This is a genomic window from Cellulomonas sp. (genome assembly GCF_015234515.1).
Classification (GTDB): Bacteria; Actinomycetota; Actinomycetes; order Actinomycetales; family Cellulomonadaceae; genus Cellulomonas.
Window position 1 is genome coordinate 68911 of the sequence record NZ_JADGMY010000033.1, and the last position, 13427, is coordinate 82337.

Sequence of the window (13427 nt, forward strand, 5' to 3'; positions counted from 1 at the left end):
CCCCGCCGGCTCACTCCCACGTCGCGGGGAACAGCGTCGCCGGTGCTCCGGACGGCGCGATGCCGAGCTGCTGCAGCGCGTACCCCGTGACCGTCGAGAAGACCGGTGCGGCCACCGTGCCGCCGTAGATCGACGTGCGCGGGTTGTGCAAGATGACCGCTGTGACGACCTGCGGGTCGTCGACGGGGGCGACTCCGATGAACGACGCCGTGTACCCGCTCGGGTTGAACCGCTGCGCCGTGCCGGTCTTGCCGCCGATGCGGTAGCCCGGGATGGCGCCGTCCTTGCCGGTCCCCTCGACGACCGCGCTCTCCATCATCGACAGCACCGCCTGCGCGGTCTGCGGCGAGACCACGGCCGTCCCCTCCGCAGGCGCCTGCGGGGTGTAGCGGCCGTCCGGCGACGTCCACCCCGCGATGAGGCGCGGCGGCACCCGCACACCGTCGTTGGCGATGGTGGCGAAGACGCTCGCGACCTGCAGGGCGTTCACCGAGACCGCCTGCCCGTAGAGCACGGCGAACTCGTCGCGGCCGTGCCAGTCGGCGGGCGTCCGCAGCAGGCCGGCCGACTCGCCGGGCATCTCGATGCCCGTCCGGGAACCGAAGCCGAACGCCGACAGGTAGTGGTACCGCTGGTCCTTCGTGAGCCGCTGCCCGATGAGCACGGTCCCGACGTTGGAGGACTGCGCGAACACGCCGGTCGCCGTGAGCTTCTCGACGCCGTGGTCGTGCGAGTCCTTGATCGTCTCGCCGTGCGGCGTCGTCCAGCGGTCGGCGACCTCGAACGCCTCGGTCGGCTGGACCACGCCCTCCTCGAGCGCGGCCGCCATCGTCACGACCTTGCCGGTCGAGCCGGGCTCGAAGACCTCCGTCACGCTCTTGGACAGCGCCGTGGTCGCCTGGTCGCCCGGCGTGTTGGGGTCGAAGGGCACGGACTCGGCCAGGGCGAGCACCTCGCCGGTCGTGCGCATGACGACGACGGCGCCGCCGTCCGCGCCGGTCTCCGTCACCTTGGCGCGCAGCTGCTCCTCGGCCTTCCACTGCAGGTCGGAGTCCAGCGTCAGCCGCACCGATCGCCCGTCCTGCGCCGGGTTCGCCTCGCTCACCCCGCCGGGGATGGGCTGACCGCCCTTGCCGCGCTCGAACCGCTCCTTGCCCGGCGTGCCCTTCAGGTCCCCGTGCAGGGCGTACTCCAGGCCCTGGAGCCCCTCGCCCTCCGAGTTGACGAAGCCGACGATGTTGCCCGCGACGGTGCCCTTGGGGTACACGCGGTCGGCCACCTTCTCGACGCCGACGCCGTCGAGACGCAGCGCGCGCACGGCGCGTGCCACGTCCGGCAGGACGTTGCGCGCGACGACGACCCAGCCGCGGTCACCGACGAGGTCGCCGCCGAGCTCCGCGGCGTTCAGTCCCAGCACGGGCGCCAGCCGCGAGGCCACACCCGCGGCCCCGTCGAGCCCGTCGGACGAGCCCCGTGCGCGGTAGTTCTTCACCTGCTTCTGGTTGACGGTGACGTGGTACCGCTCGACCGACGTCGCGAGCACGACGCCGTTGGCGTCCGTGATGTCGCCCCGCGCACCGAGCACCTGCGCGGTCGTCATCCGCTTCTCGCGGGCCTCCTGGGCGATCTCCGGACCGGTGATCCCCTGGACGTACACCAGGCGTCCCGCGAAGGTCACGAGCACGACCAGCAGCACCGTGACCAGCCCGATCATGCGGGAGCGGGACGCGACGACCGCGCGCGGGGGCGCCGGGGGGCCCGACGGGCGTGGTGCGCCGCGGCGGGGGGCGGGCGTCGTCGCCGGTCGACGCGGCGCGACGCCCGTGCGGCCCGCGGACGCGGCCGGGGGCGTCCGCCGGCGCGGCACCGTGCTGCTGCGCTCGCTCACGCCGCCCACCGTGCCACGACGGGCCGCACGTGCCGGGGCGACGCGCGGCTGCGCGCCGACAGCCTGCCGACGCGCCCCCGAGGGGCGGGCGACAGGCTGCCGGGGGGCGCCGGCACCGCCGGTCGTCCGGGTGCTCATCCGCCTGCGGGTGCCGGAGCCCCCTGGACGCTGCCGTCCGCGAGCCGCAGCCAGCCGGTCCCGTTGGCCTCCACCATGCCCAGGCGGCGGGCCTCGGCGGCGAGCGCCGTGGGTGCCGAGCGGGCGTCGTGCTGCGCGACGAGGTCCATGCGGTCCTGCTGCAACCGGCCGAGCTCGTTGGACAGCTCGTAGCGCTCGAACGCGAGCGACGCCATCTGCGTGTTCAGCAGGAGCGCCGCCAGCAGCGCACCACCGAGCACCGCCATGCACGCCAGCACGAACGGGACCCGCGAGCGCGCCTGGGCGGGGGCCCGGACGACGCGCAGCCGGGGCGGTGGCGCGACGGCCGGGCGCGCGGGCAGCGGGTACGCCCGCGCAGCCCCGGTGCGGGCAGCGGCCTGGGGCAGTGCGCTCATGCGGCTCTCCTCGGGGTGCGCAGGTGGTCGGGTGTGGGACGCAGACGTTCGGCGGCGCGCAGGCGGACGGACTGGGCGCGGGGGTTGCGGGCGAGCTCGGCCTCGTCCGCCTCTTCCGCACCACGCGTGAGCAGCCTCAGGTACGGCGTGTGCGTCGTCGGCTCGACCGGGAGGTCGGGCGGCGCGCTCGACGTGGCACCGACCGCGAGCGCGCGCTTGACGAGCCGGTCCTCGAGGGACTGGTACGACTCGACGACGATCCGGCCGCCGACCGCGAGCGCCTCGATCGCCGCCGGCAGCGCCCGCTCGAGAGCCGCGAGCTCGCCGTTCACCTCGATGCGCAGGGCCTGGAACGTGCGCTTGGCCGGGTGCCCGCCGGTGCGACGCGTCGCAGCCGGGACGCCGGCGCGCACGATGTCGACGAGCTCGGACGTGCGCGTCAGTGGCGCGCGCTCCCGTCGGCGCACGATGCCGCGAGCGATCCGCGAGGCGAACCGCTCCTCGCCGTACACGCGCAGCACACGGGCGATGTCGCGCTCGTCGTACGTGTTGAGCACGTCAGCGGCCGTCGGGCCGGTCGTCGGGTCCATCCGCATGTCGAGCGGCGCGTCGTGCGCGTACGCGAACCCGCGCTCCGCCTCGTCGAGCTGCAACGACGACACGCCCAGGTCCATGAGCACGCCCTGGACCGCGGGCAGTCCGAGGTCGTCGAGGACGTCGCCGATCTCGTCGTACACGGCGTGCACGCCCGTGAACCGGTCGCCGAACGGAGCCAGCCGGGCGCTGGCGAGCGCCAGTGCCTGCGGGTCCCGGTCGATGCCGACGACCCGCACGTCCTCGAACGCCCGCAGGACGCCCTCGGAGTGGCCGCCCATCCCGAGCGTGCAGTCGACGAGCACGGCTCCGGGCGCCGCGAGAGCGGGCGCCAGGAGGTCGATGCACCGCTGCAGGAGGACCGGCACGTGCCGGGTGCCTGCGTCGTGCTGCTCGTCCATCGGTCCCCCTTCCTGCTTCGATGCGCTGCTGGTGCTGCTGTGACGGATGGTGCCGGTGGGGCTGGTGATACACGGAGATGGCCGAACGGTCCCTCCACCGTCCGGCCAGATCCCCCACCGACCCTCTGGCGCCGGGGAAGTGGCGTCAGAGCGGACGGGGGGAGGTCTCGTCGGGCGGAGCGAGGTGCGCGGGTCGGGGATCTACGGAGCCGCACCCGGTGGGCGGGGCGGGGACGGGTGCTGCGGACGGACAGGAAGGTGGGGCGCGGTGGCCTGGCGGGCCGGCCGACGGCTCAGAACGGGCCGTTCGGGAAGACCTCCTCGGTCGTGTCGGCGTAACCCGCCTCCTGCTCGGACAAGTAGGTCTCCCACGCGGTGAGGTCCCAGATCTCGACGCGGGTACCGGTGCCGATGACGGCGACGTCCCGGTCGAGGCCGGCGTACGTGCGCAGCATCGGCGGGATGGAGATGCGGCCCTGCTTGTCCGGGAGCTCGTCGCTCGCCCCGGACAGGAACACGCGCAGGTAGTCCCGCGCCTGCTTGCTCGTGACGGGCGCGGTCCGCAGCTGGTCGTGCATCCGGCGGAACTCGTCCATCGGCAGCACGAACAGGCAGCGCTCCTGCCCGCGCGTCATGACGAGACCGCCGGCCAGCTGCGGCCGGAACTTCGCCGGGAGGATGAGGCGGCCCTTGTCGTCCAGGCGTGGCGTGTACGTCCCCAGGAACGGCGCGAAGGAGCCGTAGGCGCCTGTCGGGTCATACGTCACCTCACTCCTCTCCTGGTCCTCGTCGACGTCGGTCGAGCCCCTGCGCACGTGGCCGTCCCGGCACTGCGGACCACCTCGCGGACGAGGTGACTCCCGGTCTCTCCACGTGCCTCCACGGTACTCCACTTCCCTCCACCGACGTCTTGTCAAGACCCCAAGTTCACCCGTCCGGTGAGCGTCTGCGCAGGTCAACGGCGTGGAGCGAAGTGGAGGGCTCGGCGCGTCACGCGCGGGCCGGAATCGTTCGCCGTCACGAGATCCCCGGACGAACCGGTGGCAAGACGGGCAATCCGACGGCCCCTGGCGCCCGGTAGCAGGGAGGACGGGGTCTCCGGGGAGCGAAGTGGAGGGCGCCGGGGCGCGCCTGACCGGGTCGCCCTCGCTTGGGCCGTCCGGGTGCATGCACTCCCCCGACCGCCCGGGAGCGGCCGCCGCGGGTGAACCTCGCCCCATCCGGGCGACAGCGTGCGTACTCTCGTCCCAGTCCGCCGAGGGAGTCGCACCTATGCAGTCACTGCCGTCACCGGACGAGCTCGACCGGCTCGTCGACACCACCACCCGCCTCCGAGCCGGCATCGAGTCGGTCATCACGGGACGGCCGGAGCTCGTCCGGACGTCGCTGGCCGTCCTGCTCGCCGAGGGGCACCTGCTCCTCGAGGACGTGCCCGGCGTGGGCAAGACCACGCTCGCCAAGGCGATCGCGCGCAGCATCGACGCCCAGGTGGGCCGCATCCAGTTCACGCCCGACCTGCTCCCGAGCGACCTGACCGGCGTCAACATCTTCCGTGCCCAGACGCACGAGTTCGAGTTCCGTCCGGGCCCGGTCTTCGCGCACGTCGTCATCGGCGACGAGATCAACCGCGCCTCCCCCAAGACGCAGTCCGCGCTGCTGGAGTGCATGCAGGAGGCGCAGGCGACCGTCGACGGCCGCACGTACCCCCTGCCCCGGCCGTTCCTCGTGATCGCGACGCAGAACCCCGTCGAGATGGAGGGCACGTACCCGTTGCCCGAGGCGCAGCGCGACCGCTTCATGGCGCGCCTGACCGTCGGGTACCCGAGCGTCGAGTCCGAGCTCGACATGCTGGACCTGCAGGAGGACTCGGACCCGTTCGGCCGGATGCGTCCGGTCACCGACGCCGCCGAGGTCCAGGGCTTCATCGACGTCGCGAGGCGGCTCTACGCCGCACCCGCCGTCAAGCGGTACATCGTGAGCCTCGTGACGGCGTCGCGCGACGACGCGGGGCTGCGACTGGGTGCCTCGCCCCGCGCCTCCATCCAGCTGCTGCGTGCCGCCAAGTCCCTCGCGGCGATGTCGGGCCGCGACCACGTCCTGCCCGACGACGTCCAGGAGCTCGCGGTCCCCGTCCTGGCCCATCGGCTGCTGCCGAGCACGGAGTCACGGCTCTCCGGCCGCACGACCCAGGACGTCGTCACGGACATCGTCGCGCGCACCCCGCTGCCTGCCGCCGAGCCCGTCGCACGGGCACGGCGCGCACTGGGCTGATGCGTCGGCGTCCGACGGCACGCGGCTGGGCCCTGGCCGCCGCAGGTGTCATCGCGCTGCAGACGGGGATCGGGCTCGGTTCGCTCGACCTCGTGCGCATCGGCATCCTGCTCCTCGCCGTCCCGGTGACCGCCTTCCTGGCGGAGGTCCTGCTCGACGCCGTGCGGGGTCGGCGCGGCCTCGAGGTGCACCGGGAGGTCCGGCCCGACCCCGTGCACGCCGGCCAGGACGCCGACGTCCTCGTCGACATCCGCGCGACCGACCGCGCCGGCCGGGCACGCCTGGCCGGCCTGCGCTTCTCCGAGCAGGCGGCCGTCGAGCTCTCCGGCGGCCGCGCGCTGCGCGCCCGCGTCGCCCGGCGTGCCGACCACGCCACCGTCCGCTACCCGGTCCGAGCCACGCAGCGCGGACGCTGGCCGCTCGGACCCCTGGTCGTGACGCGGACCGACACGTTCGGCGTCGTGCGCTCGCGCACGACGCTCGGAGCCGAGTCGCAGGTCGCCGTGTGGCCCGCCGTCGTGGCGCTGCCGGCACCGTCCGACGTGCTCGTCGGGGAGCCGGACCGCGTCGCGCTCGGGGCCCGGACACCGTCGACCGACGACGCCAACCTGCGCGACTACCGCGAGGGCGACGACCTGCGCCGCGTGCACTGGACCTCGAGCGCGCGGCGCGGCACCATGCTCGTCCGGTCCGACGAACGGGCGGGCATGCGGCCGGTGTCGGTGCTGCTCGACCTGCCCGTCCGGTCGGCCGCGACCGAGTGGACGATCTCCCTCGCGGCCTCGATCGCGCTCGCGATGCTCGACAGCGGCCACCCGGTGCGCCTCGCGGCGTCCGGGTTCCGCGGCGCGTCGGGGGTCGGTGCGACCCGGGACTCGGCGCCGTACGTCCACGCCCGCCAGGGGCCCGAGTCGCGAGCGGCCCTGCTCGACCTCACACTGGATCTCGTGCCGGCTCGCACGTCCACCGACGCGGAGGCTGCTCTGCTCGACGCCGTCCGCGTGCTCGACACGTCCGCAGCCGCCGGTGAGATCGTCGTGGCGGTCGTGGGGCCGCTGTCGCCGGCCGGGTGCGCCGCGCTGGCGCACGTCGCCGACGTCGCCCAGGGCTGGGCCGTCGTCCGCGCCGACGGCCGCCACGCGGGCGACGCCCGGGACGCGCACCACACCGCGACCGTGCTCAGGCGCTCCGGCTGGCGCGTGGCCGAGGCGACGACGGGTGAGAGCCTCGTCGAGTGCTGGCTCCGACTGCTGGGGAGCGCACGATGAGCCCGACGCCGGAGCAGGGTGCACGCGCGGTCGTCGGGTCGGCGCTGTGCGTCCTGGCGACCTGGGCGAGCCTCCTCGCGCTCACCGGCCTCGTCGCGGGGAGCCGGTGGTTCGGGGTCGCGTGCGTGGGTGTGCTCGTCGTCGCCACGGCGACCACCCTCACGCGTGCGGCCACGCGCCGCTGGTGGGCGCCCACGGCAGTCGGTGCGACGGTCGCGCTCGTCGGCCTCGTGCTGCGCTACGGCGCCCCTCCGGGCCGCCCGCAGTTCCTGCCCGACCCGGACGCCGTCGGACGGGCCTGGGCGACCGCACGGCAGGGCGTCGCGGTCGTGAACGACTCGTTCGTCCCCATGCCCGACGTGCGACCCGGCGAGATGCTGCTGGTCGTCGGCGGTCTCGCCGTCTACCTGCTGCTCGACGCAGCGGTGCTGGCGCTGCGGTTCCCGGCCGTGGGCGGCGCGCCGCTCCTCGCGCTGTGGGTGCCCGCCATCGTGCTGGGCTTCCCCGCCGGCGCGGCGCCGATGTTCTGGACGGCCGCGGGCTACCTCGCACTCCTCGCCTACGGCGCCGCGCCGCTGCACGCGCACGCCGGACGCCTGCAGCGTGTCGGCACCGCGGGCGCGGCGGCGGTCGCTCTCGCGGGCACCGCCATGGTCGCCGGGCCACCGCTCATGGACATTCCGGGGTGGGCCAGCGTCGCGCTGCCGACGTTCGGCGACGGCCCGGTCGGCCCGCTGGAGCTCAGTGACGACCTCGACCTGCGCGAGAGCCTCAGCATGCGCTCGTCGCAGGTGGTGCTCACGTACCGGGTGACCGACCCCTCCCTGCCCGAGGAGCTCGACACCGGTGACACGCAGGACGACACGGGCGCGAGCGACGCGACGGACCTCGGGCCCGACGCGGCGGGCGCCACGCCGACACCGGCCGCCGGCCCGGCCGTCGACGCGCGGCTCGTCGGGCCGCTGCGCGCGTTCACGATGGCGACGTTCGACGGTCGGGGGTGGGAGCGGACCGAGACCGACGCGCTCGACGTCTGGGACCCGAGCGCGCTGCTCGCGTCCGACCCGCGACTCGTCGGCACCCCGCCCGACCCCGCGTCCGGCACGCTCGCCCAGGTGGACCTCGAGGTGGGGGCGCTGCGGGAGCGCCGTCTGCCCGTCAGCACGTTCCCGCGCACGGTCACCGTCGACGGCCAGTGGGGCTACGACCCGCTGCGCGACGAGGTCGTCGGGCAGCGGTCGACGGGTGACGGGCTCACCTACTCCATGCTCGTCCAGGTGCCCACGCTCACCGCCGGGGACCTGCGGACGACGGACGTCGGCACGCCCACCGAGGGCGACCTGTACACCGCGGTGCCGGACACCGCACACCGGGAGGACATCGCCGCGCTGGCGGCCGAGGTCACCGCGGATGCCGCTGGTCCGTACGACCAGGCGCTCGACCTGCAGACGTGGCTGCGCTCGGCGGCCAACTTCACGTACGACACACGCGTCCCGCCGGCACGGACGTCCGACGCCGTGTGGGACTTCCTCGAGGACCGCCGCGGGTACTGCGTGCAGTTCGCCACGGCGATGGCCATGATGGCGCGAACCCTGGACATCCCGTCCCGCATCGGTGTCGGGTTCCTGCCCGGCGAGCGGAACGACGACGGCACGTACGTCGTGACCGGACGCCTCGCGCACGCCTGGCCGGAGCTGTACTTCGACGGGTTGGGATGGGTGCGGTTCGAGCCGACACCTGCGTCGCAGAGCGGTCCTCCCCCGGCATGGGCTGACCCCTTCAGCGGCCTCACGGCCCCCGGTTCGATCCCCGAGGAGCTCGCCGCCAACCAACCCACGGCCCTGCCGAGCGGCGCGGCGACCGCACCGTCCACCACGTCGCCCGTCGTCGAGGCAGAGGAGAGCGCGTGGGTCCCCGCAGCGATCACGGCAGGTCTCGTCCTGCTCGCGGCGGGCACCACACTGGTCCTCGCGCTCCTCGTCCGCCGCCGCCGACAGCGCGTCGCGACGCCGGAGGACGCCTGGAACGTCCTGCGGCGGGACCTCGCGCGGGTCGACGTGCGGTGGTCCGACGCGACGAGCCCCCGAGGCGCCGTGCGTCAGGTCCAGCACGCCGTGGACGCCCGCGGAGGACACGAGCTCGATGCGTCCGCGCGTGATGCCCTCGAGCGCCTCGCGCGGGTCGTCGAGCGGGCCCGCTACGCGCCGTCGCCCGCCGAGCACAGCGCGGACGACCTGGCGCTGTGGGTCCAGGAGGTGCGCAGCGGGGTACGCACCGCGCTCGCGCAGGACGCCCCAGCGCCCGCGGTCACGACGAGCGCCTGACGGCGCCCACCCGCCTGGCGACGCGCGACGTCGTCAGCGCCCGTCCCCGTCGCGGCGGCGGTCCCACCGCTCCTCGAGCCGCGACATGAACCCACGCTTCTTCGACGACGAGGTCGACGCCCGGCGCACCGAGCCGTCCGGGGCGACCGTGCCCTGCGGACCGGCGCGTTCGGCGCGGGGCGCGGCGAACGCGAACGCGACCGCCGCGAACATCACGACGAACCCGATGGCGCCGACCCAGGGCTGCGACGTCGCGGCGCCGATGACCAGCAGCAGCAGACCAGCTGCTGCTCCCACCCCGGCGACGACGTAGCGCGTGACGGGTCGATGCCCGCCGCGTCGCGTGAGCGTGTTGGCGAGTCGAGGGTCGTCAGACGTGAGCTGGCGCTCCATCTGCTCCAGCACGCGCTGCTCGTACTCGGAGAGTGGCATCCCGACCCCCGTCGCACTCCGGTGGACTATGTGGCCTCAGGATAGATCGGCTGGCACCAAGGTGGTAGTCGAGCGACCGTCGGCAGGGCGATCATCATGCGGCACGCACCGGGGTGTCCGCCACTGCCGGGCGTGTCGGGCCCGAGTATTCACCTGCTCGCGACCGCCGGCAGGCCGACCGGCGCCTCGTCACCGGCCGCGAGCGCATCCCGGACGGCGTCCACGAGATCCTCCGCGGCGCACAGGGCGCGCTCGGCACGTGCGGGCGTGACGAGCTCGAAACGTCCTGCGTCGACCGCCGAGCGCAGCGTCGCCGCCTGTGCGAACAGGGCCGAGAACGTGTGCAGCTCGGGCGCGACCGCGTCGAGCATCCCCCAGACCGTGCGCGGGGCCCCGCGGCCGACAGGGCGCCCACGGGCGGCCACGAGCGCCGCACCCGCTCGCAACGCGGCCAGGTGCGCGTGGGAGAACATCTCCCACGGCTCACCGGAGAACTGCGCGGCGAGCAGCTCGGCGTCAGCGCGACTCAGCAGCTCGGCGCTCTGGGGCAGTGCCGTCGCATCGTCCAGTGCGCTCGACCGACCGCTCATCGATGCCACCTCCCGTCGCGGCGGACGACCCGCCTCCCTCATCTTCGAACACATGTTCGAACGCGTCAATACCCCTCGAGTCCGACCGGCACGGTCGACGCTCGTGCCGCCGCAGCGCCGTGCCTCGATCCCGGTCCGCACCACGTACGGTGACCGGGTGGCTGCCCGACGTCGCGACTCATCGTCCCGCCGACCACCGACATCCCGGTCCGCACCCGACACGCCCCGCTGGCCGGACGGGCCGGTCGCGGTGGCGACAGGCACTGCCGAGGTGGTGCCGGAGCCCGGACGTCCCCGTGCCGCGACGCTCATGGTGAACGGTGTCCCGAGCTCGTTCGTCGACCTCGACGACCCCGGCCTGCTCGACTTCGAGTACATGCAGCAGGCCGGTGCCGTGGTCGAGGTCGTCGCGCGACGCCGCCCGGACCTCACGGTCCTGCACCTGGGTGCCGGCGGTTGCGCCCTCGCACGGGCGCTCGCGCACCGTCACCCCGGAGCGCGGCAGCTGGCGGTCGAGCTCGACGGTGAGCTCGCCCGGCTGGCCCGCGAGTGGTTCGACCTGCCGCGCGCCCCGCGTCTGCGGCTGCGCACGGGTGAGGCGCGTGCGGAGCTCTCGCGCCTGGCGGACGCGACGTACGACGTCGTCGCCCGCGACGTGTTCGCGGGCGACCGCACGCCCTCGCACCTCACGACGGTGGAGTTCGCCCAGGAGGCCCGTCGCGTGCTGCGCGCGGGCGGCGTCTACGTCGCCAACTGCGCCGACCGCCCACCGCTCACCCTGGCGAAGGCGGAGCTCGCCACGCTCGCCACGGTCTTCGCGCACGTCGGCGTGGTGGCCGAGCCTGCACAGCTGCGCGGCCGGCGGTACGGCAACCTGCTGCTGGTGGCGACGGACGACCCCGACGTGCTCGACGACGCCGGCCTGGCGAGAGGGCTGCGCACGCTGCCCGTCCCGGCCCGGCTGCTCTGCGGCGACGAGGCACGGGCGCTGGCGGGCGCGGCGGCACCGCTGCGGGACCCGCAGGCGGCCGACGTCCCCGGCGACGAGCAGCAGGGCTGACGTCCCCGACGCAGGACAGGGCCGCACCCTGGCGGGTGCGGCCCTGTGCCTACGCAGATCCCGGCCGGAGCCGGGGCCGGGTCACAGCGGGCGGACGTGCTCCGCCTGCGGACCCTTCTGACCCTGCGTGATCTCGAACTCCACGCGCTGCCCCTCGTCGAGCGAGCGGTAACCCTGCGTGTCGATGGCCGAGTAGTGGACGAAGACGTCGGCGCCGCCGTCGTCCTGGGCGATGAACCCGAAGCCCTTCTCGGCGTTGAACCACTTGACCGCGCCCTGTGCCATGTCCCGCATCCTTCTGTCCCACCGGGTGACCACCACGGGCCCGATGCCCGCAGCGTGCCGCAATGCCTCACGTCCAGCACCGGGTGGTCCGGTCCCCGCCGCTCCGGGGACCCGAGGGAGCCTCGCACCCGCGGACCCCGGAGGGAGGCGGGCAGCAGACCGGTCGAGCGTCCGTACGTCACTGCAACGGCTGCATCCTTGCACGACAGATGTGGCGTACGCCACGCCAACGTGGACGACCGTCCCGCTCGGCTCGACAACGATCGGGTCACGACGGCGGTTGGGGCACGGCCGGTCAGGCCGTCGCGTCACCACCGCCGTCACGGGGATCGGTCTGCTCCGCGAGGAACCTCTCGAGCTCCGCACCGATCTCCTCGGCCGTCGGCAGGTCGGTCGCCTGCGCCAGCAGGCTGGTCCGTCCGACGCTGCGGGTGAACGCGTCGTACTGCTCCTCGAGCGCCTGCACGACCGCGGCGACCTCGCTCGAACCCTCGACCTGCCGCTCGATCTCGCGCAGCGACTCGGCCGCCGCCGGCTGGAGCGCGGCGAGCCCGAGGTCGAGCCCGGTGGCGCGCTCGACGTGGCGCAGCCCGGCGAGGCCGGCACTGGGGAACGGTGCCTGCGCGAGGTAGTGCGGCACGTGCACCGCGAAGCCCATCGCGTCGTGCCCCGACTCCCCCAGGCGCATCTCGAGCAGCGCCGAGGCGCTGCCCGGGACCTGGACGGTGCCGAAGAACGACGTGTGGTCCGCGACGAGCTCGGAGCGGGTCGCGTGCGCCGTCACGGACACGGGCCGCGTGTGCGGCACCGCCATGGGGATGCCGTGCAGCCCGACGACGAGGGGCACGTCGAACCGCTCCACGACCTGCCGCACCGCCGCGACCCACCGCTCCCACTGCATGTCCGGCTCGACGCCGTGCAGCAGCAGGTAGGGCACGCCGTGGGCGTCCTCGAGCAGGTCGACGACGAGCTCGGGGGCCGCGTAGTGCGTCCACCCGGAATCGAAGGTCATGACGGGCCGACGTGAGCGGTAGTCGACGAGCTGGTCGACGTCGAACGTCACCAGCCGTCGGCCGTGGCCCGTGCCGGCGAGGTGCTCCACGGCGACCTGGCCGGCGTGGCCGGCGTCGACGAAACCCTGCAGGGCGTGCACCAGCACCGGTCCGGCGCCTCGGCGGGCCGCGGCGTCCACACGCTCGGCCGCGTCGACGTCCACGTCGTAGATGTCCCGGGGGTCAAGCATCGATGTCCACTCGCCTCTCGTGATGCGGTCGAGCGGTACAACGCCGCCGCCGCCGGGTCTCTTCCCCGGACCGGCACGTCAGCGGCCGGGCAGGCGCACGACCTCCACGAAGAACTCGTCGATCTGGCGCACCACGTCGATGAAGCGGTCGAAGTCCACCGGCTTGGTCACGTAGGCGTTGGCGTGCAGCGAGTAGCTGCGCACGACGTCCTCCTCCGCCTCGGACGTCGTCAGGACCACCACCGGGATGGAGCGCATCCGCTCGTCGGACTTCATCGCCTCGAGGACCTCCCGACCGTCCATCCGCGGCAGGTTGAGGTCGAGCAGCACGAGGTCCGGCGTGGGGGCGTCCGCGTGCTCGCTCTCCTTGCGCAGGAACTGCAGCGCACTGACGCCGTCGGCCACCACCGAGAGACGGTTGCGCACCTTGTTGTGCTCGAACGCCTCCCGTGTCATGAGGACGTCACCCGGGTCGTCCTCGACCAGCAGGACGTCGATCACCTTCTGCTCCGGCATG

General features: G+C 74.1%; 13 protein-coding genes. 4 read left to right on the plus strand and 9 right to left on the minus strand.

The annotated features are described in order from the left end of the window. Positions 1 to 10 precede the first annotated feature (10 nt). The 4 genes from IR158_RS17960 to mraZ all read right to left on the minus strand — a co-directional run bounded on the left by IR158_RS17960 (position 11) and on the right by mraZ (position 4204). Positions 11 to 1888 carry a penicillin-binding protein 2 gene (locus IR158_RS17960; protein WP_291815439.1) on the minus strand — a complete coding sequence of 626 codons (1878 nt, stop codon included), beginning with the start codon at positions 1886 to 1888 and terminating at the stop codon, positions 11 to 13. Positions 1889 to 2022: 134 nt separating this feature from the next. Further along, positions 2023 to 2442 (minus strand): hypothetical protein, encoded by a 420-nt coding sequence (locus tag IR158_RS17965; protein ID WP_291815442.1) that lies wholly within the window; start codon positions 2440 to 2442, stop codon positions 2023 to 2025. Continuing rightward, on the minus strand, positions 2439 to 3437 hold the full coding sequence (gene rsmH, locus IR158_RS17970) for a 16S rRNA (cytosine(1402)-N(4))-methyltransferase RsmH (RefSeq protein WP_291815444.1): 999 nt from the start codon (positions 3435 to 3437) through the stop codon (positions 2439 to 2441). The genes IR158_RS17965 and rsmH overlap by 4 nt, the downstream gene beginning before the upstream one ends. 293 nt (positions 3438 to 3730) lie before the next feature. Then, positions 3731 to 4204 (minus strand): division/cell wall cluster transcriptional repressor MraZ, encoded by a 474-nt coding sequence (gene mraZ / locus IR158_RS17975; RefSeq protein WP_227577646.1) that lies wholly within the window; start codon positions 4202 to 4204, stop codon positions 3731 to 3733. A 505-nt stretch (positions 4205 to 4709) separates the two neighbouring features. On the opposite strand from mraZ, the gene IR158_RS17980 reads away from it, so the two are divergent. From IR158_RS17980 to IR158_RS17990, 3 genes are read left to right on the plus strand one after another with little or no spacing between them, the layout of a single operon-like run. Then, positions 4710 to 5708, plus strand: a complete 999-nt coding sequence (locus IR158_RS17980; protein WP_291815449.1) for a MoxR family ATPase — start codon at positions 4710 to 4712, stop codon at positions 5706 to 5708. Next, positions 5708 to 6976, plus strand: a complete 1269-nt coding sequence (locus tag IR158_RS17985; RefSeq protein WP_291815453.1) for a DUF58 domain-containing protein — start codon at positions 5708 to 5710, stop codon at positions 6974 to 6976. The genes IR158_RS17980 and IR158_RS17985 overlap by 1 nt, the downstream gene beginning before the upstream one ends. Further along, positions 6973 to 9300 carry a DUF3488 and transglutaminase-like domain-containing protein gene (locus IR158_RS17990; RefSeq protein WP_291815456.1) on the plus strand — a complete coding sequence of 776 codons (2328 nt, stop codon included), beginning with the start codon at positions 6973 to 6975 and terminating at the stop codon, positions 9298 to 9300. The genes IR158_RS17985 and IR158_RS17990 overlap by 4 nt, the downstream gene beginning before the upstream one ends. A gap of 33 nt (positions 9301 to 9333) precedes the next feature. Here the strand turns inward: IR158_RS17990 and IR158_RS17995 are convergent, their stop codons facing one another. After that, entirely contained in the window at positions 9334 to 9732 is a 399-nt protein-coding gene (locus tag IR158_RS17995; protein WP_291815459.1) for a DUF3040 domain-containing protein, read from the minus strand. 149 nt (positions 9733 to 9881) lie between these two features. Beyond that, positions 9882 to 10322 carry an SAV_6107 family HEPN domain-containing protein gene (locus tag IR158_RS18000; RefSeq protein ID WP_291815462.1) on the minus strand — a complete coding sequence of 147 codons (441 nt, stop codon included), beginning with the start codon at positions 10320 to 10322 and terminating at the stop codon, positions 9882 to 9884. 250 nt (positions 10323 to 10572) lie between these two features. Here IR158_RS18000 and IR158_RS18005 point away from each other — a divergent pair, with 250 nt between their 5' ends. Beyond that, positions 10573 to 11382, plus strand: a complete 810-nt coding sequence (locus IR158_RS18005; protein ID WP_366928466.1) for a fused MFS/spermidine synthase — start codon at positions 10573 to 10575, stop codon at positions 11380 to 11382. An 81-nt stretch (positions 11383 to 11463) separates the two neighbouring features. Here the strand turns inward: IR158_RS18005 and IR158_RS18010 are convergent, their stop codons facing one another. The 3 genes from IR158_RS18010 to IR158_RS18020 all read right to left on the minus strand — a co-directional run bounded on the left by IR158_RS18010 (position 11464) and on the right by IR158_RS18020 (position 13426). After that, positions 11464 to 11667 carry a cold-shock protein gene (locus IR158_RS18010; RefSeq protein WP_013116812.1) on the minus strand — a complete coding sequence of 68 codons (204 nt, stop codon included), beginning with the start codon at positions 11665 to 11667 and terminating at the stop codon, positions 11464 to 11466. Between the two features lie 295 nt (positions 11668 to 11962). Further along, a complete protein-coding gene (locus IR158_RS18015; protein ID WP_291815469.1) occupies positions 11963 to 12910 on the minus strand; it encodes a proteasome assembly chaperone family protein in 948 nt (315 codons plus the stop codon). Positions 12911 to 12988: 78 nt separating this feature from the next. Next, positions 12989 to 13426, minus strand: coding sequence for a response regulator (locus IR158_RS18020; RefSeq protein ID WP_291815471.1), 438 nt, complete (start codon positions 13424 to 13426; stop codon positions 12989 to 12991). Position 13427 lies beyond the last annotated feature (1 nt).

Bases quoted from the DNA above. Each gene is read 5' to 3' on its own strand.
- IR158_RS18010 (WP_013116812.1), bottom strand. From the start codon at position 11,667: ATGGCACAGGGCGCGGTCAAGTGGTTCAACGCCGAGAAGGGCTTCGGG.
- IR158_RS18020 (WP_291815471.1), bottom strand. From the start codon at position 13,426: ATGCCGGAGCAGAAGGTGATCGACGTCCTGCTGGTCGAGGACGACCCG.
- IR158_RS18000 (WP_291815462.1), bottom strand. From the start codon at position 10,322: ATGAGCGGTCGGTCGAGCGCACTGGACGATGCGACGGCACTGCCCCAG.
- IR158_RS17995 (WP_291815459.1), bottom strand. From the start codon at position 9,732: ATGCCACTCTCCGAGTACGAGCAGCGCGTGCTGGAGCAGATGGAGCGC.
- IR158_RS18015 (WP_291815469.1), bottom strand. From the start codon at position 12,910: ATGCTTGACCCCCGGGACATCTACGACGTGGACGTCGACGCGGCCGAG.
- IR158_RS17985 (WP_291815453.1), top strand. From the start codon at position 5,708: ATGCGTCGGCGTCCGACGGCACGCGGCTGGGCCCTGGCCGCCGCAGGT.
- rsmH (WP_291815444.1), bottom strand. From the start codon at position 3,437: ATGGACGAGCAGCACGACGCAGGCACCCGGCACGTGCCGGTCCTCCTG.
- IR158_RS17965 (WP_291815442.1), bottom strand. From the start codon at position 2,442: ATGAGCGCACTGCCCCAGGCCGCTGCCCGCACCGGGGCTGCGCGGGCG.
- IR158_RS17980 (WP_291815449.1), top strand. From the start codon at position 4,710: ATGCAGTCACTGCCGTCACCGGACGAGCTCGACCGGCTCGTCGACACC.
- IR158_RS17990 (WP_291815456.1), top strand. From the start codon at position 6,973: ATGAGCCCGACGCCGGAGCAGGGTGCACGCGCGGTCGTCGGGTCGGCG.